Source organism: Acinetobacter sp. YH01009, from assembly GCF_013420765.1.
Lineage (GTDB): Bacteria > Pseudomonadota > Gammaproteobacteria > Pseudomonadales > Moraxellaceae > Acinetobacter > Acinetobacter amyesii.
Genome location: NZ_VOYE01000016.1, coordinates 55,586 through 79,089, shown reverse-complemented (window position 1 = coordinate 79,089; position 23,504 = coordinate 55,586). Strand labels below are relative to the sequence as shown.

Here is a 23,504-nt window from a genome sequence, read left to right as displayed (position 1 = left end):
AATTGTACGGCAAATCAACAGATTTGTGCACAATCATCGTTTTTAATTTTATGAATTTTGGCAGTTTATTCTGTTCAACGGTCAAATAAATACAACGAATGCCATAATATTTCAAATAATCATTTTAGGGTGAAATCTAAATAAATCATTATTTTTAGTCATGGATTTATATGATTTGTCGTAATTTTTGTGATGTATTTGTCAACAGACGATAAATCGCCCTCAATGCTATACATGGTTTTATTGTGATATTGCTTTGGAACAGAACAGGAAGTCATACGGTTTAAGTGATGATTTCCTGCACATGTATAGCTTAAGTGGCCAAGACTGCTTGTAAGACTTGTTGTTCAAGTTCAGTAAATTCAATGCCTTTTTTTCGTGGGCGGGCCAAATCGACACGAAATTCTTTGGCAATATGGCCTTTATCGAGCAAGATTATACGGTCTGCCAACTGCACGGCTTCACTTACATCATGTGTGACCAAAATTGCGGTAAAACCTTGTTCAGTCCAGAGTTTTTCAATCAAATTCTGCATATCTAAACGTGTTAAGGCATCGAGCGCACCCAGTGGTTCATCTAGCAGCAAAATGCGTGGTTTATGTGACAAAGCACGTGCCAGTGCAGTACGTTGACGTTGCCCCCCTGATAGCTGTGTTGGCCAAAGCCCCGCTTTGTCTTTTAAACCGACTTTTTCGAGGAGTGCTGTAGCATTGGCGTGTTGGTCTTTGCTTAAACCAAGTTGTACATTTTTCTCAATGCTACGCCAAGGCAGGAGGCGAGGGTCTTGGAACATCACACGAATATCATCACTTGTGATGCCTTCACGAATATGACGTGCAGACTTAAATTTAATTTCGCCATAACTCGGTTTTTCTAAGTCGGCGATGAGGCGAAGCAGGGTACTTTTACCACAGCCACTACGACCGACAATCGCCAAGAATTCACCGGGTTGAATATGCAGGTCAAGGTCCTCAAGGACTTTAACATCGCCATAAAATTTGTGTAGTTGTTCAATCAGGATCTCTGCGCCCAACACCGCATGGGGGTTGATATCCTCGACAGAAGAACGCTGAGGTTGGGTTGAGTCGTCTGCATGACGGCTTATGCTTAAATCGGTCATCAAATGCTCCTTATTTTTGGTAACCCGAGTGCCAACGGAGTAAATATTTTTCTAAGGCAACAGCCAGTACATCGGCCAATTTACCGAGTAGGGCATACAATAAAATCCCGACCAAGACGATGTCGGTTTGCAGGAATTCGCGCGCATTCATGGTCATATAACCGATGCCGGCTTGTGCTGAAATGGTTTCTGCCACAATCAATAAAACCCAAACGAGACCGAGTGAAAAACGCAGACCAACCAAAATAGACGGCATCGCCCCTGGCAGAATAATTTCTTTATACAGTTGCCAGCCACTCAAACCATAGCTTTTGCCCATTTCAATCAGTTGAGGGTCTACAGAACGAATGCCATGATAGGTGTTGATATAAATGGGAAAGAATACGCCAATAGCGACTAAAAACAGCTTGGCCGATTCATCGATCCCAAACCATAAAATCACCAAGGGAATCAGGGCAAGAGCAGGAATATTGCGGATCATTTGCAGCGTGGTATCGAGTAGGGTTGATGCTGTTTTTGATGAACCATTTAGCAGCCCTAAAAAAAGACCTAATCCACCACCGACTAAAAGCCCGACCAAAGCCCGACCCGCACTGATTTGAACATGCTTCCACAGTTCACCACTGATCAGTAAGTTCCAAAAGGCCACCACCACCGCACTTGGCGCAGGCAAAATACGACTTTCTAACAGCCCTGTAACAGAGGCAATTTGCCACACAATAATTAATGCAATAGGAAACAACCAAGGCAGCAAACGCTGCCCGAGTTGTGTTCCACGTGAAACCTTCGGTGCTTTGAAGGTTTCAACAGAAACAGTTTTGGACATTAGGCCGGCTCCTGAATCTTTTCAGCTTTTTTATTTTCATCTGGGGTGTAGTTGTTCGCGACAATCTCACCAAATGGGCCTGTTAAGTTTGGTTGAACCAATTTTTGACGTGTTTCCAATGGCAGTAGTGGGAACACCAATTCTGCAAAACGGATAGACTCTTCTAGGTGTGGGTAACCAGAGAAAATAAAGGTGCTAATCCCGAGATCGGCATATTCTTGAATACGTGCGGCTACAGTTTCAGGATCACCAACGAGTGCCGTACCTGCACCACCACGAACCAATCCAACACCGGCCCATAAGTTTGGCGATACTTCTAATTTGCTACGGTCGCCATTGTGCAGTTCAGCCATACGGCGTTGCCCTACAGAGTCCATGGTTTTGAACTTGGCTTGCGCGGCTGCAATGGTGGCATCGTCGACATATTGGATTAGCTCTTCAGCTGCTTTCCATGCCTCTTCATTGGTTTCGCGTACAATGACATGCAAACGAATGCCATAATTCAGTTCACGCCCTTTGGCTTTGGCTTTTTCACGCACCACTGCAATTTTTTCTTTTACCGCAGCAGGTGGCTCACCCCAAGTCAAATAGGTGTCAACTTGATCCGTTGCGAGTTCAACAGCAGCTTCTGACGAACCGCCAAACCATAGTGGTGGATACGGTTTTTGTACCGGTGGATAGAGTAATTTGGCATCGTCCACACTCAGACGTTCGCCATGGAAGGTATAGCTTTCACCGGTATGTGAGCGGGTTAAAATTTCACGCCAAATGGTGGTGTATTCAGCAGCAGTTTGGTAACGCGTCGTATGATCTTCATAGACACCATCACCCTTGAGTTCCTGCTCATCACCGCCTGTGACTAAGTTCAGTAAGATACGGCCGCCAGATAAACGGTCAAATGTTGCAGCCATTCGTGCAGTCAGTGCAGGCGTTGTCACCCCCGGACGTAGCGCGACTAGAAATTTTAAATTTTTAGTGGCATCAATCAAGCTTGCAGCTGTAAGCCATGGATCTTCACATGAACGACCTGTCGGAATCAGAACGCCTTCATAGCCAAGATTATCCACCGCTACTGCAATTTGCTTCATGTAGGCATGATCGACTTGGCGCGCACCTTTACTTGTTCCTAAGTAGCGACTGTCACCGTGGGTAGGGATAAACCAGAAAATTTTCATGTTCAGTTCCTTGTATTTTTGATGGCTCGGGTATCAATGTGATGAAGGTGTCCAAACTTGCTTTTGGACTTGAATGTTGTTTGGAATCAGTTGGACTTGTTTAAATAAGTCCGCAATATTTTGCTGTGCTTGAATGACCTCAGGTGTCAGCGGTCGCACAGGAGATGGTTTAGATCGGCGAGAAAAGGCTTGCGCAGCAATATTCTTTTGCAGCCCAGTGCTGTTTTGATAAATCTCTAAAGCCACATTTTGGTTCTTCACAATCCACTGATCGGAAGCATCTAGGGCCTTCAAAAATTTAGCTGGGGCATCAGGGTGTGCTTGAACGACCTTTGGATTTGCCACATAAAATGAATAGGTCTTTGGAAAATCACCAGATTGAATCAGCACTTTAGCTTGAGCATCCAACTCCGCTGCAGATAAAAACGGGTCCCAAATGGCCCATGCATCAATTGATTTTTTATCAAATGCGGCCCGTGCATCTGCTGGTGGAATCCAAATTGGTTGGATATCGCTCCAAGTCAAACCGGCTTTTTCTAAAGTTTTGGCTAATAACTCATGAGCACTCGAGCCTTTTTGTACAGCAACGCGTTTGCCACGTAATTCTTGAATGGTTTTGATTGAGCTATCCGCTGGAATCACGACAGCAAGCGACTGTTCAGGCACCACTTCATAGCCAATATAATTCAGGTCTTTATTGGCAGCTTGGGCAAAAATAGGCGGGGTGTTGCCGACATAGCCATAATCCACCGCACCGACCGCAAGGGCTTCTAACATTTGTGGGCCAGCAGGGAACTCCTTCCACTCAATGTGAGCACCGGGAAATTGTTGTTCAAAGAGCTTTTGTTCACGGGCAACCAACAAATTTAAGGCTGATTTTTGAAAACCAATAACCAAGGTTTTTACGGCTGTTTCAGTTGGTTTTTCACGATCCTGCTGTGCTGTTTCTTGTTTTTGGCACGCACTGAGTCCAAGGCCCAAAGTGGCTAAAGTCAGTATGGAAAATGTTCTTAGAATACGCATGGCATCGCCCTTATGCTGTAGTCGGCTTATTTGATAATGGCCGACTCAATATTTAATTTATTGGGAATTAATTTTTCGTTATAAAACGCATCAGCGACTTGCTGCTGCTCTTGCGCCACTTGTGTAGTAATCGGCGTCACTTGATTGCCTAAACGGGAAATTGAGGTTTTAAGCACATCTAGACCTAAGCCGGTTTTGCCTTCGAGTAACTTGGCCGCTTCGTCTTGATTTTTTGAGACCCATTGCGTGGTCAAATTCAACTCATTCACCACAGCTTGCAGCACTTTTGGATTTTCCTGAGCAAATTTACGATCGGCCAAATAGAACTGGTAGTTCTTCACCAAGTTTTCGCCATTGGCAATGGTGCGAGCATTAAGTTGATGCTCAGCAGCAGAAAGGAACGGGTCCCAAATTACCCATGCATCAACGGCACCTTTTTCAAAAGCAGCACGTGCGTCGGCAGGTGGTAAATACACGACATTGATGTCGCTAAATTTAAGCTGATTGGCTTCCAACAGCTTGAGCAACAGGTAATGCACGTTTGAGCCTTTGTTTAAGGCCACACGTTTACCTTTTAAGTCCTGAATACTGTGAATAGCCGAATCTTTTTGCACAATTAACGCTTCAGCTTTTGGAACTGCAGGTTGGTTGGCAATGTAAACTAAATCGGTTTGAGCGGCTTGAGCAAAGATAGGCGGTGCTTCACCGACTTCACCAAATGACACGCTGCCCACATTGAGCCCTTCAAGCAGCTGTGGACCCGCAGGAAATTCCACCCATTTGATATTTACACCTTGGCTTTTTAAGGCTGTTTCTAAGGTTCCGCGTTCTTTTAAAATTGGCAATAAGCCATATTTTTGGAAGCCAATATTTAAGGTGACATTTTCATCAGCCTCTTTTTTGCCACAGCCCGACATCATCATGGCACCCACAACCGCTGTAGACAGTACAAGTGTTTTTGTCCAAAGTTTTACTTTGTGAGTACGCATGTGTTGCTCCTATAAAGGTCTAAATTTGCAGAACTGTTGATTTATGAACACATAAGCTAAAGAGTTTTCTTTTTCGAAAAAAATAAGAAAACTTAAATTTAAAATCAGGAAAAAAGATAAATAAAAATCAGCAAAACTTATGAAAAATTATGATTTTAGAAAAACATATAATGTGTCAAAGTATTATTTTAAGTTATTGAAATTATTTATTTATTTGGGTTGTTTAAATGGCAGATATGGTTATTCTGTGGCTTGCAAAGTGATTTGAGGGGGATAGCCAAGGGATTAGGCATAACCTTATGCAAAATAATGCTATTCAGCGCATAAAAAAAGCCACTTTAAAGTGACTTTTTACAAACCAATGAGTTTCTTTGGTAGTTGTATAAGGCCTGACGGGCATTCGGTAAGTCATCGACACTGACTTGTTCAAAACCTTGTTCAAGGAACCAATGCGCTGTTCGTGTGGTCAAAATAAACAATTGTTCAATACCTAAATCTCGCGCTTTTTCTTCTAAATAATGCAAAATTTGGCTACCGCGATTTGATTTTCGATACCCCGGATGCACAGCCACACACGCGATTTCAGCAGAGCGTTTTTCATCCCCTGTGACAGGAATCGGGTATAACGCAGCGCAGGCCAAAATCGTACCGTCACGTTCAATCACTGCAAATTGTCCAATTTCATTTTCCAGACGTTCGCGTGAGCGATAAACCAAGATGCCTTCTTGTTCGAGAGGGCGTAAGAGATTGATTAAGCCGCCAACATCTTGAATATCGGCAGTACGCACTTCTTCATAATGCGCATCAGTGATCATGGTGCCAGAGCCGTCACGCGTGAACAATTCTTCGATCAATGCGCCATCATAGGCATAGGAAATGAGATGAACACGGTGTACGCCTTGAAGGGAAGCATCTTTGGCAACGCTTAAATGCAGGGCTATGTCGGGGTTAGAATCTTGATATTGCAAAATATGCTGATCAAGTTGATGAGGCGTAATTTCGCGTTGTAGCTGCCGATGTTCATTGTGCAAACCATGTTGTTTGCCCAAGAAAATCAACTTATCCGCTTTTAAGCTGATGGCGGTTTTGGTCGCAACTTCTTCAGCCAATAAATTAAACACTTCACCTGTCGTGGAATAACCTGTTGGCCCAAGCACCACAATATTTTGGCTCTCTAAATGACGTTGAATTGCATCGATATCGACGGAACGAACTTCACCAGACAGTTGAAAATCGATACCGTCACGAATGCCATACGGTTTTGCCGTGACCAAATTGCCTGAGACCACATCAATACGCGCGCCGTACATCGGTGAGTTGGCTAAACCCATAGACAGGAGGGCTTCAATTTGCAGACGAATGGAACCGACGGCATTCATCACCGCAGGTAAGGATTCGCGAGTGGTGATGCGACGGTGATGATGAAATGGTGTCTTGATGCCGCTGCTTTGTAAATTATGATTGATTTGCGGACGAGCACCATGCACCAAAATTAGACGAATACCAAGTGAGTGTAATAAGGCAATATCATGAATAATGTGTTGAAAATTTTCATGTTGCAGCGCTTCACCATCAAACATGATGACAAAGGTTTTGTTGCGATGCGCATTAATATAGGGTGCAGAATGACGGAACCAATGCACATACTGTAAGGTTGTGCTGGAAGATGGTTCAGTGATATTCGTTTGCATGCCTATGCCTGTTTATTCGCTTTGGTATGGATGATTCTAAACAAAAACATATGACAGCGGAAAGCAAATATAAAAAAACACCTGAACAGTGTTCAGGTGTTGGGAAAGGGACTTAAGAGATCGTCGAATGATTAGCCATTCTTAATGCGAATGATGCGATCGGTACGATCATTGACTAGCACGTAGTCACCATTGATTTTGTACCATTGTTGATAACGACCGGTGTTCGGTAAGCGGCGCGCTTCACGATCACTCACTTTGTAGCGGCTTGAATCGAAATAACGAGGAAAGCTTTGACCAACACGCCAATCGCGGCTTGGATTTACACGACGAAAGTCATTACGGTCGTAGCGATTATTGTCATAACGGTTGTTGTTATTCCAATTGCTCGGACGGTGATCTTTGTCCCAACGGTTGTCTTGATGTTGGTATGACGGATGGTAACGGCGGTCATCTTGACGATGGTCTGGTGCAGCGATTGCTGCTGTCGTTGCCATTAAAGCCGATACTGAAAGAACTAAACTCGATACGATTTTGTTCATGGGACACCTCTATACATTTCTAATCTGTTTTTCGATGATTCAAAATTAGCGAGAAAGTTCAGAGAAAGCGTGGGGGTAATATAGTTGAATTGTGAAATGTATGGAGGAAATTTGAAGGTGTGCAAATGACCTGAAAGCTAGGCAGCATCAGGCTTTTCGGTTAAATGTTGAAAAACCTCATAAAAAAACCCAGAGTTAATCTGGGCTTTAAAAAATATGGCGAAATTTAATTCAAAATGGCTTACATACCTAAAATTTTCAGAATACTGTTACTATCTGAGTTGACCAATATGTAGTCATTATTGATTTTATACCATTGCTGATTACGCGATGGTTTAGGTAAGTTATGGTCTTTATAATCGACTTTATAACCATTACCACGATAATGCTGTGGCATCACATAGCCCGTTTGCCATTTATGTTGTTGCAAACGTTTGACTCCACGTTGTTCACGCATACGGCGTCGATCTTCAAGATCGTCATCGTCCTGATAACCACGGAAATCACGATCTTTTTTCATTTGACCATATGCATTGCCGCGTGGGCCATCAAAGCCACGTTCATCGTTCTTGAAGTGAGGCGCTGCAGACGTGATGCTGCTTGCTATTAAAGCACTGAAAGAAATAGCCAAAATTGGCAAAATCTTTTTCATGTTCAACCCTCATGAGTAATTTATCTTCAATATCACTACTGTACGCATTAAATGCAGAGAAACTGTGAAGAAAGATGAATATTTCTTTAAATAAAACGAAGAGATTGCGGATATTATGCGATAAATTTGGCGCCGAGAACAATCTTTCTATTTTGAAAACGAAGGTCCGATAATGCGTTCTTTTTATCCTTGCAATTCAGCTTTGATTAAATTTGAGGTCTATTGTAAGCACGATCAAAACAGCCCATCAAGTCTTGACAGGCAAATGAGGGGAGAGATGAAAGACTGAAAATGTTGAGTAACTTCGGGTTTTAGTACCACTGCTCGTTTAGGCATTGGAGTGAATAAATTGCTTGAGCCACATATTCAGCTTGCTCGGCATCGTCCATTGCAGAGATCAAATTTTCAGTCAGTTGTAAGGTTTTAATTGAACGAATGGTTTCAATTTTGCGTTTTTGATCAGCCATTTGGGTCTCCTTGCCGTCGGTCTATGTCATGGCCAGCAGTCTATGCTTTTATACTTAATTTGAAAAACCGAATATTATTATAAAAATAATTTAAAAATACGATCAATGGCAAGTTGGGTAATGAAGCTGTCTATTGATCAAAGCTTGTTGAATTTCAAATGCTAATCTAAGGGTTTAAAAAAAGGGCATCAAATGGCCCTTTTTAGTTCTAAATGTGTCACTTGGAACTTAATTAGTATGCGTATTTCAGGTCGGTATAATCCGTTAATGATTTTTGAATATGAGCTTGAATAAATTCATTAATATCTTCAGGTGTCATTGCTGCACCTTGTTTGGTAATCACATGCTCAAACGGTGCTTGATCTTGCGCAATGATGCGATAAACAAAGTTAGTGATCACTTGAAAGCCTGCTTCTTGCTTTTGAATGCAAGTGACATAGAAATAGGCATGCTCAAAGTTTAAGTCAGTATGCGAAAAAATAAATTGTTCAAATAATTTTGCATTTTGACCGACATCTAAGCCCTTTAAATCGTCCACGATACTCGGGTCGAATTTCATGCCATATTTTGCTGAAATCGGTTGACCATCGACCAGTAGGTTAACCATGCCATCCTCAGTTGGAGTCACTGTAATATTGCTAAAGTCAGACATGTATCAATCCAATGTTTTTAAAGAATGCCCCAAGTATCGGCAAATTTGCTAAAAACTCAAGTCGACTTTCGCGTGGACACCGCGAAATCAGTCGGTTAATGATGTCTTGTAGGCATTCAATACATAAAAAAGGAAGCTCGCGCTTCCTTTTTAAATTGGGTTTTCACCCTATTCATCTTGGGCATCTATGCTGGCACCGGTTAAATGCAAGCTGTCGTCACCCATTAAATATAAATATGCAGGCATGATGCTTTCAGGCGTAGGCAAAGTTTTTGGATCTTCGTCTGGATACGCCTTTGCACGCATGGCAGTACGTGTTGCCCCTGGGTTAATGCAGTTGAAGCGAATATTCGGATGTACATTTTCTTTTGCGAATAAAGTGCTCACGGCTTCAATGGCAATTTTTGAAACCGAGTACGCGCCCCAACGTTCACGGGCTTCACGCCCCACACCTGAACTGGCAAAGACCACTGAGGCATGCTCAGATTTTTGCAGTAGGGGCATCAGCTCTTGAGTCAGTACAAAGGGCGCACGAAGGTTCACCGCCATGACATCATCCCAAACATCCACAGGATAATGTTCTAGTTCAGTTCGCTCACCCAAGATCCCTGCATTATGCAAAATGCCGTCTAGGCGACCAAATTGCTTTTCTAAGGTGTCGACCAATAGCTCATAGTCACGAGGAGAGGCACTAGACAGTTGTAGCGGTAAAATCGCCGGTTGGGGGGCACCCAATCCTTCAATTTCATCGTAAATCACTTCTAGTTTATTCAGTGTGCGTCCATGTAAAACCACGGTTGCGCCATGTAAGGCATAGCTGAGGGCAGCCGCACGCCCAATACCATCGCCCGCACCTGTAATCAGGATAATGCGATCTTTGAGCAGATCGGGGCGAGGTTGATATTCTGAATATTTCATCCGTACCTCCTCGTTTTATTGTGTTGTGTTCTATCGTTATAAAGTCGCTGTGTTTAGCGTTTTCGGTTTGATGACCAAATCATGAATGACTTCATGCAATTCAGCAACAGTCTTCACTATACAATCTGCATGCCAAGCTGTTAAGTCATCTTTGTGCTGTAAAGGTAAATAGCCATAAGCCGCAAGAATTGTGTACATCTGCGCATTACGACCGGCATCGATATCACGTGGATGATCACCGACATAGATACAGTCTTGAGCATCTAGATGAATGTGCTTGGCTGCTAAATACATCGGCTCTGGGTCTGGCTTGGTTTTACTGACATCGTCTGGGCAAACCAATACCGAGCAGCGTTCAGTTAAATTCAACGCTTTGAGCAACGCTTCACTGAGTGAACGCGGCTTATTGGTGACAATGCCCCACGGAATTTGATGTTGTTCTAACTCTGCGAGTAGTGGATACATGCCTTCAAACAGATCGGTATCAACTGCAATATCAGCACCATACAGATCTAAAAAGCGTTGACGATGTGCCAGAAAGACAGGATCTTCAACGTCTAACTCTGGATAGACCAGTTTGACCATGGCACGCGCGCCTTCAGATACCTGTACACGAATGTCGTCAGCACTGACCACCGCAATGCCTTTGTCACGGCACATGTCTTGAATAATACGAATAAAATCAGCCGCGGTATCAATCAGTGTACCGTCAAGATCAAAGAGTACAGCTTTCATTAGGCTTCTTTCACCGTATGAACCATGTAGTTCACATCCACATTCGGTGCGAGCCAATAGTGTTTGGTAATCGGGTTATAATGTAAACCTGTCATATCTTTGAGTTTTAACTCGGCTTGACGAATATCATGAGCTAATTCTGAAGGTTTAATAAACTTTGAATAATCATGAGTGCCTTTCGCCAACATGCGTAAAACATATTCCGCACCAATAATCGCAAACAAATAGGCTTTAGGATTACGGTTAATGGTCGATAAGAATACATGACCACCCGGTTTTACCAGTTTTTGACACGCTAAAATAATTGATGCTGGATCAGGTACGTGTTCGAGCATTTCCATACAGGTAACGACGTCATATTGACCTGCTTGTTCTTCTGCCAATTGCTCTACAGGCACTTGGCGATATTCAATATTTTGCACATTTTCTTGTTCGGCATGTAGGCGTGCAACATTTAATGGCGCTTCGCCCATGTCGATACCCAATACTTGCGCACCGCGACGTGCCATACTTTCAGCTAAAATACCGCCGCCACAGCCCACATCTAATACTTTCTTGCCAGTGATGCCATTTGAATGCTCATCTATCCAGTTCAAACGCAAAGGATTAATCATGTGCAAAGGGCGGAACTCAGAATGCTGATCCCACCATATGGCTGCGAAAGCTTCAAATTTGGCAATTTCTTGTGGATCAACATTCAATTGCGACATCGGTTGCACCTCAATCAAGTCTTTATATTTTAGAAAAAAGTTTATGGGAGTTAGTGTAGCGCGTCCTGAAAAAAAAGCGATAAAAGCCTTAAAAAAGTTCACAGAATGAAAACGAAATCGACAGATTTGATTTATAGTGTTGCCATAAACTAATCATAATGATTTTGAGGACGATAAGTTCAATGAAAAAATTCCTTTTAGGCACGATTACAACAGCTATTTTGGCTTTTTCCGGCAGTGCGATGGCAGCACAATTTGTCGCGGGGACTGATTACACGGTTATTCCAAAACCGATTAAAGTCGAACGTCCGGGTAAAATTGAAGTTCGTGAGTTCTTTTGGTACGGTTGCCCACATTGCTTTAAATTAGAACCACATATGCAAACGTGGTTAAAGCAATTGCCTAAAGATGTACGTTTTGTCCGTACACCTGCAGCAATGAACCCACTTTGGGAACAAGGCGCACGTGCTTACTATGCATCAGAAGCACTGGGCGTTCGTCAAAAAGCACATTTACAATTGTTCCATGACATTCATGTGGGTCAGAAAAATATCTTAGAACAAGGCGCATTTGCGAAGTTCTACACCCGTTATGGTGTTCCTGAAGCGAAATTTAACAGCACATTTAAATCATTTGCTGTGTCATCAAAAATTGCTCAAGCGAAAAACTTAGCGGCTCAATATCAATTGAGCGGCGTGCCTGCGATTACCGTCAATGGTAAATACATCGTACAAGGTGAAGATGCACGTACCGTTGAAATCGTGAAATTCCTTGTTGATAAAGAACGCAAAGCGAAATAACAGATGTCATAAAAAAGCCGCACAAGATGCGGCTTTTTTATGACAGCACATTTTGAGTTTAGGGCGATAAATTTTGTGGATCAGCGATTTGAGCCAAAGATCGATCCCAATGTAAGATGCCACGAAATAAGAGCTGAACTTGGGTCTGAGCTTGGCGGCGAAATTGTTGTAGCGCTTCATTACGCTGTGGAAGTTCAACATGTCGATGTAAGTCAATCCACTGCATTGCCCAACTCAAGGCCAATTCAAACAAAATTTGTCCCAATACTTTGAGGTCTTGTTCGGATTGAATATGTTGAGTCGCTTCAACTTGAGCCAGTGCATGGGCCAAATCGGTACTGAGAAAATTAAACTCACGAGTAATGGCTTGTCTTAAGAATGCTGAACCACCCCAACGTTCAGCAATAAGAAACATCCATGCCTCAGGAAATTGCTCAACGGCATGAAATAAATAATCCAGACTTTGTCGTGTGCGTGCATCTGGTGCTTGAAAGCATTGCTGACTCAGTTGATTGAGGACATTCCGAAGGTGCAGGGCCATTTGGTCGACTAGTTCCAAACCGAGCTCATCCATGTCCTGAAAATGGCGATAAAACGCAGCAGTAACCAAGCCGACATGACGGGAAATTTCGCGTAAGCTCAGACTGCTAAAAGAACGGCCTGTGGTACTCAATGCAAGCGCTGCATCAAGGATAGCTTTACGACTTTGTTGCTTACGTTCTTCCCGTATCGACATGCAATTCGTCCTGAATTTTGCGTGGCTTCAGTCTAACAAATTTCCTGATGTCGTACGATGGGCCTATCAAAACTTGGATGAATGGATTTTGTAAATGCACACGAATGCATCCCGAATCTGGCTGTACCTTCTGTTATAATGTGCCGCAATCAATTTTGTCAGATTAAGGACTCATTATGCGTATCGACCAACGAGCATTAGATCAATTACGTGAAGTAAAAATTACCCGTAACTACACACGTTATGCGGAAGGTTCTGTATTGGTTGAATTTGGTCATACAAAAGTTCTTTGTACTGCAAGTGTTGACAACTCAGTACCGCGTTTCCTTAAAGGAAAAGGTCAGGGTTGGGTGACTGCTGAATATGGCATGTTACCTCGTTCAACACATACACGTACTGACCGTGAAGCGGCGCGTGGTAAACAAAGCGGTCGTACTCAAGAAATTCAACGTCTGATTGGTCGTAGCTTACGTGCGATGGTCGATTTGAAAAAATTGGGTGAAAATACCATCAGCATCGACTGTGATGTGATTCAGGCAGATGGCGGTACACGTACAGCATCAATCACAGGTGCAGCAGTTGCTTTGGTCGATGCGATGAATGTCTTGCTTGAAAATAAAAAAATTAAACAAGATCCATTAAAAGGTTTAGTTGCTGCGATTTCTGTAGGGATGTATCAAGACGAAGCATTACTTGATCTTTGCTATGAAGAAGATTCAAGCTGCCAAACAGACATGAACGTAGTGATGACACAAGCTGGTGAGTTCATTGAACTTCAAGGCACAGCAGAAGACAAACCGTTTACACGTACCCAATGTAATGAAATGCTTGAATTGGCTGAAAAAGGCATTCAAGAATTGATCAAAAAACAACAAGAAGCTTTAGGCTGGTAAGTTGTTTGATTCAGTTCAAACTGAATAAAGAACGCATCATCGGATGCGTTTTTTTATGCGTTGAATATAGAAAATCCAACACGAATCGGCTATTCAGTAGCGTGTCTTTGGCTCAAATTAATAGGATCAGGATGCTTTGAAGGGCTAAAAATGAAAAATTGGATGATGTATTTTTCTTTGTTCAGCATATTGTTGATCAGTGGTTGTGATTTTTTGGGAATCAGGATCAAGAGCGTGAAGGTGGTCGTTTTTCTGAACAAAGTGAAAACTCAAAAGATCAGGACGATGATCAAGATGAGCGCGAGCCGCATGAAGACGATGCGGAGCATGAAAAGGACTCTGAACATGAAGATGAAACTGAACGAGCTAAACAACAGCAAGATGATGATTAAGTCATGCTAGAGGTTAAGCATCAAAAAGGGTGCAATAGCACCCTTTATTTATGTTTAGAGTAAGTCTAGAGCGTTAGGCATTAAAGCGCATCGATAAATCAATCGCTGTGACATCTTTGGTGAGCACACCCATCGAAATATAATCGACCCCTGTCGTTGCCACTTCACGTAAGTTTGCAATAGTGATATTGCCTGAGGCTTCAAGTTTGCAGCGACCATTCACGTGTTTAACGGCATCAATCATTTGTTGCTGACTAAAGTTATCCAACATCACAATATCCGCACCTGCTTCTAACGCTTGGTTGAGTTCATCCCAAGTTTCGACTTCAACTTCCACAGGTTTGCCCGGTGCAATCTGGTGTGCTTTGGCAATCGCTTGTTGGATGCCACCTGCTGCCATGATGTGATTTTCTTTAATTAAAAACGCATCAAATAAACCTAAGCGATGGTTTTGACCACCTCCGACAGCAACCGCATATTTTTGTGCAATACGTAGGCCTGGTAAGGTTTTACGGGTATCGAGTAGACGAGTATGCAAACCTTCAAGCTGCTGGACATAGGCAGCGGTTTTGGTCGCAACTGCAGATAAGGTTTGCACAAAATTTAAGGCTGGACGCTCAACCGTAAGTAAGCTACGCGCAGAACCTGCGAGTTTTAAAAAGGCTTCGCCTGCGGCCACACGGTCACCATCATTTTTCAACCAAGTGACTTGGACAGCGGCATCATAAGCCTGAATGAGTGCATTGACCCAAGGCTGACCCGCCAAGATCATATCTTCACGGCTGATAATCGTTGCAGTGGCTTGTTCATCTTCTGGAGTTAATAGGGCTGTAATATCGCCTTCACCAATATCTTCTTGTAGTGCGTGTTGAATATTGATTTGGATTGATTGTTCAAGCAAAGATTGCGATATGCTCATAAGAAGTTCCGTATCTTTTTTAACCCAGGAAAATGTGCGCGTTATATTAGCATTGTTCCTGAAAAATGAGCGATTTTTAACTACTTTCACAGACTTGAATTGAGATTTCAATGTGAAAGTTTTAGCATTAAAACTTTCAAGTAGGGCTCGGCGTTTTGATCTGCAGCATTGCAGGCCGGCTTAGACACAGGATTCTTTTATGTCACAAGCAACAACATTTCAGGTGCAGGATGGGCAATTGCTAGGTGCGCGTCAAATTCCATCACCGAATTTTAACCAGCGTCCTGAAGATACCGAAATTCAGCTTGTCGTCATTCATAATATTAGTTTGCCACCTTCTCAGTTTGGAGGTGGTTATATCGAACAATTTTTCCAAAATCAGTTGGATTGGTCGAAACATCCTTATTTTCAAACCATTGAAGGGATGCAAGTATCGACACATTTATTGATCCTGCGTACAGGCGAAGTCCTACAGTTCGTCAATTTTAATGATCGGGCTTGGCATGCAGGTCGCTCAACCTATTTAGCACAAAAAGAATGTAATGATTATTCGATTGGCATTGAACTCGAAGGAAGTGATGATTTACCTTTTGAGGCTGCACAATATGCCGTGCTGACCGAGGTCGTGGCGTGTTTACAACAGGCTTATCCTAAAATTCAACAACATATTGCAGGGCATTCAGATATTGCACCGGGACGTAAAACTGATCCAGGTCCATTTTTTGAGTGGAACGCTTTTCGTCAGCAGCTGCATCATTTTAAAAACAAATAAACAATACACACTGCGTTTAATAAACCAATGAAATTCCTTGACGAGTTTCATTACAATAGGCGCACTTTCAAAAGTGAGAAATACCGATGGCGCTTTGGCGTTCGACAGTCATTGTCAGTGCAATGACTATGTTGTCCCGTGTATTGGGACTGGTACGGGATATTGTCCTGTTAAATGTATTTGGTGCAGGTAAAGACTTCGATACCTTCGTGGTTGCCTTTCGTATTCCTAACTTTTTTAGGCGCTTATTCGCAGAAGGGGCATTTTCACAAGCCTTTATTCCTGTATTGACTGAATATAAAACCAGTCGAACCCATGCCGAAGTCCAGATTCTGATTAGCCGTGTTTTTGGCTGTTTAGGTCTGGTGATGACTAGTTTGACGTTCATCGCAATGGTGGCGGCACCCGCGATTATTTATATCTATGCACCGGGTTTCCATGGTGATGCAGACAAGTTTGCGTTAGCTACCGATATGTTCCGCCTAACGATTCCTTACTTACTGTTTATGTCCTTAACGGCATTTGCCAGCAGTATTTTGAATAGTTATGGCTCATTCAGTACACCTGCGTTCGCTCCAGTGTTACTTAATGTCGCGATGATTGCCGGTGCGCTATGGTTAACCCCTTATATGGCCGAGCCAATTATGGCTTTAGGTTGGTCTGTTGTCGCTGCAGGCTTCTTACAATTGGCGATTCAGATTCCAGAGCTATGGCGTAAAAAATTACTGATTCCACCGAAAGTTGACTTCAAACATGAAGGTGTTGATCGCATCATGAAGTTGATGCTGCCAGCGCTGTTTGGTGTCTCAGTGACGCAGATCAACCTACTGTTGAACACCATTTGGGCGTCTTTCATGCAAGATGGTTCAGTATCATGGCTGTATAGTGCTGAACGTATGACCGAGCTGCCTTTAGGTTTGATTGGGGTGGCCATTGGTACCGTGATTTTACCGTCATTGTCTGCACGCCATGCTGAACAGGATCAGGACAAATTCCGCCGTATGATTGATTGGGCGGCTAAAGTCATTATCTTGGTGGGTGTGCCTGCCAGTATTGCGCTGTTCATGCTTTCGACACCTATTATTCAGGCCTTATTTGAACGTGGTCAATTTAGCTTTGAAGATACACAAATGACTGCATTAGCATTGCAATGTATGAGTGCTGGCGTGATTTCATTCATGCTCATCAAAGTGTTTGCACCAGGGTTTTATGCGCAGCAAGATACAAAAACTCCAGTACGTGTAGGTTTAATGGCGGTCGCAGCCAATGCCATTCTTAACGTGGTGTTTATTGGGTTCTTTAAACTGATTGATTGGCATGCTGAGCATATGGCTTTGGCATTGGCATCATCGGGTTCCGCTTTAGTGAATGCAGGGATGCTGTATTTTTATTTACATAAGCGCAATATTTTCCGTTTTGGTGCGCATTGGAAAAAATTGGTGATTCAGTTTGCGATTGCCAATGCTGTGATGATTGCTGCACTGTGGTATGGCTTAACATGGTACAACGGTGATGTATCTGCGTGGATGCGTGTCGCGGAAGTGATCATCTTATGTGTGATTGGCATTGCTGCTTATGGGATTGCTTTAATTGCAACCGGCTTTAGACCTCGTCACTTAAAACCTTAAAGCTAAAACCTACAGCGTAATGCGTTTGACGTTGATGTAAAAAATAAGAGCCCATAGGCTCTTATTTTTTTGATTGAGACTCAAGATGATAAAAACATAGGTTTCTGATTCATGAGTCTGAGGGGAGTAATTTGTAGTTTAAAACGACATTGAATCAGTCACTCAGTCGCCTAAACTTTTCCTCGAGAGAGGAAACCAACAATTGCGAGAATGACTGCAATAACCAAAAGAATAACAGCAAAGTCTTTGGATAAGCCTGCAACACCACCAAAACCTAGCAGACTCGCAATCAATGCAATTACAGCGAAAATAATAGCCCAGCGGAACATAGTTTTATCTCCATGTGATTTTTTATTCTGTCTCATCAGTATAGGAGTCACAGAAAGCATGCTATGTATTCTTTTGTTTATTTAATGTTCAATATTCGGTAACTTAAACGAGGAATTTATGTGCGGGTTCAGTTAATATGCCTGCCACCTTCGTTGCGAGCGAGAAGATGACCGATACTCTACGCCCACATTTTTGGAAAAAGCATGCTTTGACTGAACTCACCCATTTGGAGTGGGAGTCCCTCTGTGACGGTTGCGGGCTGTGTTGTTTAATCAAGCTTGAAGATGAAGATACGCAAGAGGTGGCTTACACCAAAGTGGCATGCAAACTTTTAAATTGTGAAACCGCCAGTTGTTCCGATTATCCAAATCGCAAATCACACGTTGCAGACTGCATACAGCTGACACCAGAACAAATTCACCAATTTCATTGGCTACCGCCGAGCTGTGCTTATCGTAGAATTGCTGAAGGTAAAGATTTACCGCGTTGGCATCATCTAGTGACGGGAAGTCGTGACAGTATTTTGAAGGCACGAAAGTCTGCCGCAGGGCGTTGCATCAGTGAAGAAGACGTCAACCCTGACGATATTGAAGATTATATTGTGCGTTGGGTACGCTAAAGGACACAGATACGCTCAATTTTGGATCTAGAGTTGATCTTGTATCATAGCCAGAAAGTCTTGTTCTGACAGAACCTGAAAACCGTGCTGTTTGAGGAGTGCTGTGGTTACTCCATAGCCCTCAATTTTTGTACGCGTAAAGCTGCCGTCATAAATATAATGGCTGCCGCAAGACGGGCTGCGATCTTTCAAGACAACAACATCAACTTTGTGTAATTGGGCCAATTCTAACATTCGTTGAGCACCTGCAATAAATTCAGCACTAACGTCTGTCCCCAAAACATCTTTAACTTGAGCTGTACCATTGAGCACATCAGTGGCTTGACCATTTTGAATTTCTGCAGGAAAACGTGGACAGCTAAGGCCGCCCATCATTTCTGGGCAGGCCGTAATGACTTGGTGAGTCTGCATCAGTTGGCAAATCGCTTGTTGTGTATTCGATTTGGCATCATAACGAACGGGTTGGCCTGCCAGACAGGCACTGACTAAATACTTCAGTGTCATCGTGTCTTGCTCCACAAGTTTTAGTGACTCAAAAGTTCCATCGCATGGTCATAACTGAGCGGACGATAAAAGTAAAAACCTTGTCCAGTATGACAATTACATTCTTTTAAGGTATCGACCTGTTCCGGTTTCTCTATACCTTCGACTAATATATTCAGGGAAACACTCGCACCAATTTGTGTAATCGCTTTGACAATGGCAAGTGCTGAACAGTCGGTATGCATGCGTTCCACAAAATTACGGTCGATTTTAATACAGTCGACAGGGTAGTTACTTAGACGTGTTAATGATGAATGACCTGTACCAAAATCATCTAGAGAAATGTGTATGCCATGCTCTTTTAATAAATGGAGAGCGCGAATCACATAATTTGAGCCACGTTCTGACAGGCTTTGCTCGGTAATTTCGACCTCAATAATATCTGGTGATATACCAAACTGCTTTAAGCGATTTAGTAGTTTTTCCGCATAATCATCACGTAAAAATTCGACAGGTGCAGCATTTATTGAAATCGGTAGCGGTTGCAGTCCAAGTTCAATCCATTTTTGAATATCTTGAAAGATTTTAATTTGCATTGTTTCACTAATGCGTGAAGCCAATTCATAATCTTGAAATGCAGCAAAAATTTGAGAAGGTAATTGTAATTGTTGGTCTTTATCATACCAACGTAACAAGGCTTCAAAGCCGATAACTTGACTGTCAGAAAGACGAACTTTGGGCTGATAAAACGGAATAATTTGATTGGACTTAATCAAGCTGCGTGCAAGCGTTAATTGGCGAGTAGTATTTTCAAGGGTTTTTAACATAGTATGGTTGAACATTCGTACACCACCACGACCACTGCTTTTTAAATCATTTAGCGCAATATCAGCACATTTAAGTAAATTGGAGGTATTTTGTGCATCGCGTGGGTAGATCGCACAGCCAATACTCATACCAATATTGATACTTTGCCCATTATAGAAAATGGGCATGTCCATTTGCTGACAGGCGATGCTGGCAAAATTCTGTAATTGTTGTTGCGATTTTAAATTTGGAATAGTAATGGCAAATTCATCGCCACCTAAACGTGAAACTACAATATTTATATCAAAACATTGCTGAAAATGCTGCCCAAGGGTATGCAGTAAATGGTCTCCTGCACTATGACCTAAGGTGTCGTTAATATGCTTAAAATAATCTAGATCGATTAATAACAAACCCAGTTGTTGCTGATGTTCTCGCGCCACTTTTAATTGGCTTTTAAATACTCGACTAAACGCACGGCGGTTTAATAAACCTGTTAAATCATCTTGTTCAATGATGCGTTGAAGTTTATTTTCTGCAAGTCGCTGTATCGTAATATCACGTGATACACAGAGGATTTCTTTGACTTGGCCATATTCGTTGAATACTGGGCTGAGCATATTATCCCAATAAGCCATGGGTTCATCGGCCACTTGGCTCATGCCGACAAAGCGAGAAGTTTTTCCTTGTTTGGCTTCTGCAAAAGCATTCAGACACGCGTCGCGGACTTCTTCAGGCAATAATTTGTGCCATGACATACCAAACTCAGTTTCAGTCGGCGACACACCGAGAGCTAAGCAACCAGCGCGGTTCATATGCAGAATATGACCGTCTAGGCTTAATAATTTAATACAGTCGACACTGGCATCTAACATTTGATTACGGCTGTCGAGTTTTTCGCGTAATTCTGCACATTGGGTATGTTGTAATTGTATATTCTTGGCTTGAGGCATTTGTTGAAATGAATATATAGATAGATCAATGCCTTGTTGAACTTGAGGTATTTGCTTTTGCTTTAATGATTGCTTCATACAATCTGTCCAATTGGGTCAGGCAAGCTAAAAATGGGATATCTAGCCGATCATACTTTAATTTGATCGATAAGGGATAAGATCTCTTGTTACATTATAGTTAACATTCGCCTAAGGATTTTTACATGCAAGATACTTAAATAATGACATCAAACCAGCCTCTTAAATTGAATATCGAATAAAGCAAAGATTCTGCCAAGGCAGTGTTAGAATAGAAAAAACGTCCCCAATTGCCGGAAACGAAATAATAAGATGTCAGACAGCCAAATTCCTCTTCCTGAACGCATGCGTCCTCATGATTTATCGCAAATTATTGGACAAGATCACCTTTTGGGTGAAGATGCACCGTTACGCCAGATGATTGACCAAGGGCATTTGCCATCGATTATTTTTTGGGGACCACCGGGTGTAGGTAAAACCACGATTGCGTTGTTGTTGGCGCAGGCTGTTGACCGACCATTTATTAGTTTATCTGCGCTTAATACTGGGGTGAAAGAATTACGTGAAATCATCGCCGATGGTGGAGATTTACTGACACCTGTGGTGTTTATTGATGAAATTCATCGTTTTAATAAGTCACAACAAGATGCCTTACTGAATGCTGTCGAAAAGGGCAAAATTACCCTGATCGGTGCAACCACAGAAAATCCCTCATTTGAAGTCAACAATGCCTTATTATCGCGTTGTCAGGTCTATACCTTAAATGCTCTGGATAATGACGCAATTCAGCGCTTATTGGATCAAGCCATTCAGCAAGATTCGTTTTTAAAAGAGCGTTATATTCAAATCGAAGAATATGAAGCTTTATTTCAATTTGCCGCAGGCGACGCTCGTAAAGCATTAAATCTTTTAGATTTAATCGCCAGTACGTTTGAACCAGATTTGGAAAATATCATTAGCAATGCGGTGGTGGTCAAAGTTGCGCAGCAAAATATTGCACGCTATGACAAGTCGGGTGAACAGCATTACGATCTAGTTTCGGCTTTTATTAAGTCGATTCGAGGCAGTGATCCAGATGCCGCTTTGTATTGGATGGCTCGAATGCTCAAAGGTGGTGAAGATCCGGTCTTTATTGCCCGTCGTATGTTGATTGCGGCATCTGAAGATATTGGCAACTCAAATCCAAATGCTTTGCTGTTGGCAGGAGAATGCTTCCGATCTGTGCAGGCAATTGGTATGCCTGAGTGTCGAATCATTTTGGGGCAATGTGCAGTGTACTTGGCAACCAGTGCAAAAAGTAACAGCACCTATTTGGCCATCAACAAAGCCTTAGATTTGGCAGAAAAAACCTCGAATTTACCCGTGCCATTGCATTTGAGAAATGCGCCAACCAAATTGATGAAAGAGCAAGGCTATGGCGTGGACTATTTATATCCACATAATTATCCTGAACATTTTGTCATGCAGGACTATATGCCGCCTGAACTAAAAGGCACTAAGCTGTATGAGTCTGCACGCAATAAACGTGAAGTCGAAGGTGAGCGTTTGCAGCAACGACGTTGGATGCAACAACAGCAACAATGATTTGAATGATCATAATGGCAAGGCGCTTCGGCGCCCTTTTTTATGTCTATTTCATGCAAAAAAAAGCCCAACTCAAGGCGAGCTGGGCTGAAAAAATAGGATGTCTTTGGGGAGATACATCCTAGAGGGTAGATGGAAAATCTGGTCGGCATACACATTGGAAACTTATAGATCCTCGTGCTGCCTGGTATGTAGCTATCTTAGTGTGAACGTGGGTAAATGTGAAACAGAGGATTTTTATGGTTAACATTTGTTTTTTCGATCATGGATTAATCGAGTAATATTTCATTAAAAAACCGAGCTAAAGAGCTCGGTTTTTATAATCGATGGACGATTTAGATATCAGAAAGGTCGATACCTAAACGTGCAGCAACTTCTTCATAAGCTTCAACCACACCGCCTAAACCTTGACGGAAACGGTCTTTATCGAGTTTTTTCTTAGTGTCTTTGTCCCAGAGACGGCAGCCGTCTGGAGAGAATTCGTCACCCAGTACGATACGGTCGTGGAACAGACCAAATTCAAGTTTAAAGTCAACAAGCAGCATGTTGCCTGCATCGAATAGACCTTTAAGTACTTCGTTTACTTTATAAGTCAATTCTTTCATTTGAGCGAGTTGTTCTGCAGTCGCCCAACCTAATGCAATCGCTTGTGATTCATTCACCATTGGGTCGCCTAACGCATCGTCTTTGAAGAACAATTCGAAAGTTGGCGGAGTAAGTTCTTTACCTTCTTCAACGCCTAAACGACGGCAAAGTGAACCTGCTGCATAGTTACGAATTACGCACTCTACAGGAACCATAGTCAATTTTTTCACTAAAACTTCAGTTGGAGAAAGAAGTTTTTCGAAATGAGTTTCGATACCAGCCGCAGCCAATTTTTCCATGATAAAGGCGTTAAAACGGTTGTTCACCTTACCTTTGCGATCCAGTTGTTCAATTTTTTCACCGTTGAATGCAGAAGCATCGTCACGGAAAACTAGGATGAGGTGGTCAGAACTATCTGTTTCATAAACAGATTTCGCTTTACCAGTATAGAGCAAGGTTTGTTTTAACATGAGGGAACCTTTTTC

Annotated in this window: 25 protein-coding genes; 6 read left to right on the top strand and 19 right to left on the bottom strand. The window is 42.4% G+C overall.

The window, feature by feature from the left end; all coding sequences use genetic code 11:
• Positions 1–313 precede the first annotated feature (313 nt).
• The 13 genes from FTT76_RS14370 to ubiG all read right to left on the bottom strand — a co-directional run bounded on the left by FTT76_RS14370 (position 314) and on the right by ubiG (position 11,500).
• Complete coding sequence (locus FTT76_RS14370) at positions 314–1,120, bottom strand: ABC transporter ATP-binding protein (RefSeq protein WP_078190648.1); 807 nt, start codon at positions 1,118–1,120, stop codon at positions 314–316.
• 10 nt (positions 1,121–1,130) lie between these two features.
• Positions 1,131–1,946, bottom strand: coding sequence for an aliphatic sulfonate ABC transporter permease SsuC (gene ssuC, locus FTT76_RS14365; protein WP_078190647.1), 816 nt, complete (start codon positions 1,944–1,946; stop codon positions 1,131–1,133).
• On the bottom strand, positions 1,946–3,121 hold the full coding sequence (ssuD, locus tag FTT76_RS14360) for an FMNH2-dependent alkanesulfonate monooxygenase (RefSeq protein WP_180054143.1): 1,176 nt from the start codon (positions 3,119–3,121) through the stop codon (positions 1,946–1,948). Before ssuD ends, ssuC begins: the two co-directional genes overlap by 1 nt.
• Before the next feature lie 33 nt (positions 3,122–3,154).
• Positions 3,155–4,144: an aliphatic sulfonate ABC transporter substrate-binding protein gene (locus FTT76_RS14355; RefSeq protein ID WP_180190599.1), complete on the bottom strand. Its 990-nt coding sequence runs from the start codon at positions 4,142–4,144 to the stop codon at positions 3,155–3,157.
• A gap of 26 nt (positions 4,145–4,170) precedes the next feature.
• Positions 4,171–5,133: a sulfonate ABC transporter substrate-binding protein gene (locus FTT76_RS14350; RefSeq protein ID WP_168379805.1), complete on the bottom strand. Its 963-nt coding sequence runs from the start codon at positions 5,131–5,133 to the stop codon at positions 4,171–4,173.
• Between the two features lie 338 nt (positions 5,134–5,471).
• Positions 5,472–6,824, bottom strand: coding sequence for an amino-acid N-acetyltransferase (argA, locus tag FTT76_RS14345; protein ID WP_180190598.1), 1,353 nt, complete (start codon positions 6,822–6,824; stop codon positions 5,472–5,474).
• A 131-nt stretch (positions 6,825–6,955) separates the two neighbouring features.
• A complete protein-coding gene (locus FTT76_RS14340) occupies positions 6,956–7,366 on the bottom strand; it encodes an RcnB family protein (protein WP_168379728.1) in 411 nt (136 codons plus the stop codon).
• Positions 7,367–7,607: 241 nt separating this feature from the next.
• Positions 7,608–8,018 (bottom strand): RcnB family protein, encoded by a 411-nt coding sequence (locus tag FTT76_RS14335; protein ID WP_078193274.1) that lies wholly within the window; start codon positions 8,016–8,018, stop codon positions 7,608–7,610.
• A gap of 311 nt (positions 8,019–8,329) precedes the next feature.
• Positions 8,330–8,485 (bottom strand): hypothetical protein, encoded by a 156-nt coding sequence (locus FTT76_RS14330; protein WP_180073336.1) that lies wholly within the window; start codon positions 8,483–8,485, stop codon positions 8,330–8,332.
• 232 nt (positions 8,486–8,717) lie between these two features.
• Positions 8,718–9,137, bottom strand: coding sequence for a hypothetical protein (locus tag FTT76_RS14325; protein WP_111885093.1), 420 nt, complete (start codon positions 9,135–9,137; stop codon positions 8,718–8,720).
• A 168-nt stretch (positions 9,138–9,305) separates the two neighbouring features.
• Positions 9,306–10,055: a YciK family oxidoreductase gene (locus tag FTT76_RS14320; RefSeq protein ID WP_180022987.1), complete on the bottom strand. Its 750-nt coding sequence runs from the start codon at positions 10,053–10,055 to the stop codon at positions 9,306–9,308.
• Positions 10,056–10,091: 36 nt separating this feature from the next.
• Positions 10,092–10,790, bottom strand: a complete 699-nt coding sequence (locus FTT76_RS14315; RefSeq protein WP_180190597.1) for an HAD family hydrolase — start codon at positions 10,788–10,790, stop codon at positions 10,092–10,094.
• Positions 10,790–11,500: a bifunctional 2-polyprenyl-6-hydroxyphenol methylase/3-demethylubiquinol 3-O-methyltransferase UbiG gene (ubiG, locus tag FTT76_RS14310; protein ID WP_180190596.1), complete on the bottom strand. Its 711-nt coding sequence runs from the start codon at positions 11,498–11,500 to the stop codon at positions 10,790–10,792. The genes FTT76_RS14315 and ubiG overlap by 1 nt, the downstream gene beginning before the upstream one ends.
• A gap of 182 nt (positions 11,501–11,682) precedes the next feature.
• Here ubiG and FTT76_RS14305 point away from each other — a divergent pair, with 182 nt between their 5' ends.
• Positions 11,683–12,300: a thiol:disulfide interchange protein DsbA/DsbL gene (locus FTT76_RS14305; protein WP_078190636.1), complete on the top strand. Its 618-nt coding sequence runs from the start codon at positions 11,683–11,685 to the stop codon at positions 12,298–12,300.
• A 58-nt stretch (positions 12,301–12,358) separates the two neighbouring features.
• On the opposite strand, the gene FTT76_RS14300 is transcribed toward FTT76_RS14305, so the two are convergent.
• The gene (locus FTT76_RS14300; RefSeq protein ID WP_180190595.1) at positions 12,359–13,036 is read right to left on the bottom strand and encodes a TetR family transcriptional regulator; all 678 of its coding nucleotides are present in this window, start codon (positions 13,034–13,036) and stop codon (positions 12,359–12,361) included.
• Positions 13,037–13,212: 176 nt separating this feature from the next.
• Between FTT76_RS14300 and rph the strand changes: the two genes are divergently transcribed.
• Entirely contained in the window at positions 13,213–13,929 is a 717-nt protein-coding gene (gene rph / locus FTT76_RS14295) for a ribonuclease PH (RefSeq protein ID WP_078190634.1), read from the top strand.
• A 465-nt stretch (positions 13,930–14,394) separates the two neighbouring features.
• On the opposite strand, the gene nadC is transcribed toward rph, so the two are convergent.
• Entirely contained in the window at positions 14,395–15,240 is an 846-nt protein-coding gene (nadC, locus tag FTT76_RS14290; RefSeq protein WP_180190594.1) for a carboxylating nicotinate-nucleotide diphosphorylase, read from the bottom strand.
• A gap of 199 nt (positions 15,241–15,439) precedes the next feature.
• Here nadC and ampD point away from each other — a divergent pair, with 199 nt between their 5' ends.
• Together ampD and murJ are read left to right on the top strand one after the other, a co-directional pair.
• Complete coding sequence (ampD, locus tag FTT76_RS14285; protein ID WP_078190631.1) at positions 15,440–16,012, top strand: 1,6-anhydro-N-acetylmuramyl-L-alanine amidase AmpD; 573 nt, start codon at positions 15,440–15,442, stop codon at positions 16,010–16,012.
• Between the two features lie 86 nt (positions 16,013–16,098).
• Positions 16,099–17,640, top strand: a complete 1,542-nt coding sequence (gene murJ, locus FTT76_RS14280) for a murein biosynthesis integral membrane protein MurJ (protein ID WP_111885102.1) — start codon at positions 16,099–16,101, stop codon at positions 17,638–17,640.
• Positions 17,641–17,810: 170 nt separating this feature from the next.
• Here the strand turns inward: murJ and FTT76_RS14275 are convergent, their stop codons facing one another.
• Positions 17,811–17,969: a DUF1328 domain-containing protein gene (locus FTT76_RS14275; protein ID WP_005006601.1), complete on the bottom strand. Its 159-nt coding sequence runs from the start codon at positions 17,967–17,969 to the stop codon at positions 17,811–17,813.
• 167 nt (positions 17,970–18,136) lie between these two features.
• Between FTT76_RS14275 and FTT76_RS14270 the strand changes: the two genes are divergently transcribed.
• Positions 18,137–18,589 (top strand): YcgN family cysteine cluster protein, encoded by a 453-nt coding sequence (locus FTT76_RS14270; RefSeq protein ID WP_180049789.1) that lies wholly within the window; start codon positions 18,137–18,139, stop codon positions 18,587–18,589.
• Positions 18,590–18,616: 27 nt separating this feature from the next.
• On the opposite strand, the gene FTT76_RS14265 is transcribed toward FTT76_RS14270, so the two are convergent.
• Both FTT76_RS14265 and FTT76_RS14260 read right to left on the bottom strand, forming a co-directional pair.
• Positions 18,617–19,093 (bottom strand): DUF523 domain-containing protein, encoded by a 477-nt coding sequence (locus FTT76_RS14265; RefSeq protein ID WP_078193265.1) that lies wholly within the window; start codon positions 19,091–19,093, stop codon positions 18,617–18,619.
• Between the two features lie 20 nt (positions 19,094–19,113).
• Positions 19,114–20,910: an EAL domain-containing protein gene (locus tag FTT76_RS14260; RefSeq protein ID WP_180190593.1), complete on the bottom strand. Its 1,797-nt coding sequence runs from the start codon at positions 20,908–20,910 to the stop codon at positions 19,114–19,116.
• Positions 20,911–21,162: 252 nt separating this feature from the next.
• On the opposite strand from FTT76_RS14260, the gene FTT76_RS14255 reads away from it, so the two are divergent.
• Positions 21,163–22,434: a replication-associated recombination protein A gene (locus FTT76_RS14255; protein ID WP_180190592.1), complete on the top strand. Its 1,272-nt coding sequence runs from the start codon at positions 21,163–21,165 to the stop codon at positions 22,432–22,434.
• A 335-nt stretch (positions 22,435–22,769) separates the two neighbouring features.
• Here FTT76_RS14255 and purC read toward each other — a convergent pair whose 3' ends face one another.
• Positions 22,770–23,489 carry a phosphoribosylaminoimidazolesuccinocarboxamide synthase gene (gene purC, locus FTT76_RS14250; RefSeq protein WP_180041565.1) on the bottom strand — a complete coding sequence of 240 codons (720 nt, stop codon included), beginning with the start codon at positions 23,487–23,489 and terminating at the stop codon, positions 22,770–22,772.
• Positions 23,490–23,504 lie beyond the last annotated feature (15 nt).

What these genes read in the sequence shown, in the direction of transcription:
- FTT76_RS14305 (WP_078190636.1), top strand. Translation starts at nt 11,683, where the DNA reads ATGAAAAAATTCCTTTTAGGCACGATTACAACAGCTATTTTGGCTTTT.
- FTT76_RS14255 (WP_180190592.1), top strand. Translation starts at nt 21,163, where the DNA reads ATGTCAGACAGCCAAATTCCTCTTCCTGAACGCATGCGTCCTCATGAT.
- ubiG (WP_180190596.1), bottom strand. Translation starts at nt 11,500, where the DNA reads ATGTCGCAATTGAATGTTGATCCACAAGAAATTGCCAAATTTGAAGCT.
- murJ (WP_111885102.1), top strand. Translation starts at nt 16,099, where the DNA reads ATGGCGCTTTGGCGTTCGACAGTCATTGTCAGTGCAATGACTATGTTG.
- nadC (WP_180190594.1), bottom strand. Translation starts at nt 15,240, where the DNA reads ATGAGCATATCGCAATCTTTGCTTGAACAATCAATCCAAATCAATATT.
- ssuD (WP_180054143.1), bottom strand. Translation starts at nt 3,121, where the DNA reads ATGAAAATTTTCTGGTTTATCCCTACCCACGGTGACAGTCGCTACTTA.
- FTT76_RS14355 (WP_180190599.1), bottom strand. Translation starts at nt 4,144, where the DNA reads ATGCGTATTCTAAGAACATTTTCCATACTGACTTTAGCCACTTTGGGC.
- FTT76_RS14265 (WP_078193265.1), bottom strand. Translation starts at nt 19,093, where the DNA reads ATGACACTGAAGTATTTAGTCAGTGCCTGTCTGGCAGGCCAACCCGTT.
- FTT76_RS14330 (WP_180073336.1), bottom strand. Translation starts at nt 8,485, where the DNA reads ATGGCTGATCAAAAACGCAAAATTGAAACCATTCGTTCAATTAAAACC.
- FTT76_RS14340 (WP_168379728.1), bottom strand. Translation starts at nt 7,366, where the DNA reads ATGAACAAAATCGTATCGAGTTTAGTTCTTTCAGTATCGGCTTTAATG.
- FTT76_RS14350 (WP_168379805.1), bottom strand. Translation starts at nt 5,133, where the DNA reads ATGCGTACTCACAAAGTAAAACTTTGGACAAAAACACTTGTACTGTCT.
- FTT76_RS14270 (WP_180049789.1), top strand. Translation starts at nt 18,137, where the DNA reads ATGACCGATACTCTACGCCCACATTTTTGGAAAAAGCATGCTTTGACT.
- ssuC (WP_078190647.1), bottom strand. Translation starts at nt 1,946, where the DNA reads ATGTCCAAAACTGTTTCTGTTGAAACCTTCAAAGCACCGAAGGTTTCA.
- FTT76_RS14260 (WP_180190593.1), bottom strand. Translation starts at nt 20,910, where the DNA reads ATGAAGCAATCATTAAAGCAAAAGCAAATACCTCAAGTTCAACAAGGC.
- argA (WP_180190598.1), bottom strand. Translation starts at nt 6,824, where the DNA reads ATGCAAACGAATATCACTGAACCATCTTCCAGCACAACCTTACAGTAT.
- ampD (WP_078190631.1), top strand. Translation starts at nt 15,440, where the DNA reads ATGTCACAAGCAACAACATTTCAGGTGCAGGATGGGCAATTGCTAGGT.
- FTT76_RS14335 (WP_078193274.1), bottom strand. Translation starts at nt 8,018, where the DNA reads ATGAAAAAGATTTTGCCAATTTTGGCTATTTCTTTCAGTGCTTTAATA.
- FTT76_RS14315 (WP_180190597.1), bottom strand. Translation starts at nt 10,790, where the DNA reads ATGAAAGCTGTACTCTTTGATCTTGACGGTACACTGATTGATACCGCG.
- FTT76_RS14325 (WP_111885093.1), bottom strand. Translation starts at nt 9,137, where the DNA reads ATGTCTGACTTTAGCAATATTACAGTGACTCCAACTGAGGATGGCATG.
- FTT76_RS14275 (WP_005006601.1), bottom strand. Translation starts at nt 17,969, where the DNA reads ATGTTCCGCTGGGCTATTATTTTCGCTGTAATTGCATTGATTGCGAGT.
- FTT76_RS14370 (WP_078190648.1), bottom strand. Translation starts at nt 1,120, where the DNA reads ATGACCGATTTAAGCATAAGCCGTCATGCAGACGACTCAACCCAACCT.
- purC (WP_180041565.1), bottom strand. Translation starts at nt 23,489, where the DNA reads ATGTTAAAACAAACCTTGCTCTATACTGGTAAAGCGAAATCTGTTTAT.
- rph (WP_078190634.1), top strand. Translation starts at nt 13,213, where the DNA reads ATGCGTATCGACCAACGAGCATTAGATCAATTACGTGAAGTAAAAATT.
- FTT76_RS14320 (WP_180022987.1), bottom strand. Translation starts at nt 10,055, where the DNA reads ATGAAATATTCAGAATATCAACCTCGCCCCGATCTGCTCAAAGATCGC.
- FTT76_RS14300 (WP_180190595.1), bottom strand. Translation starts at nt 13,036, where the DNA reads ATGTCGATACGGGAAGAACGTAAGCAACAAAGTCGTAAAGCTATCCTT.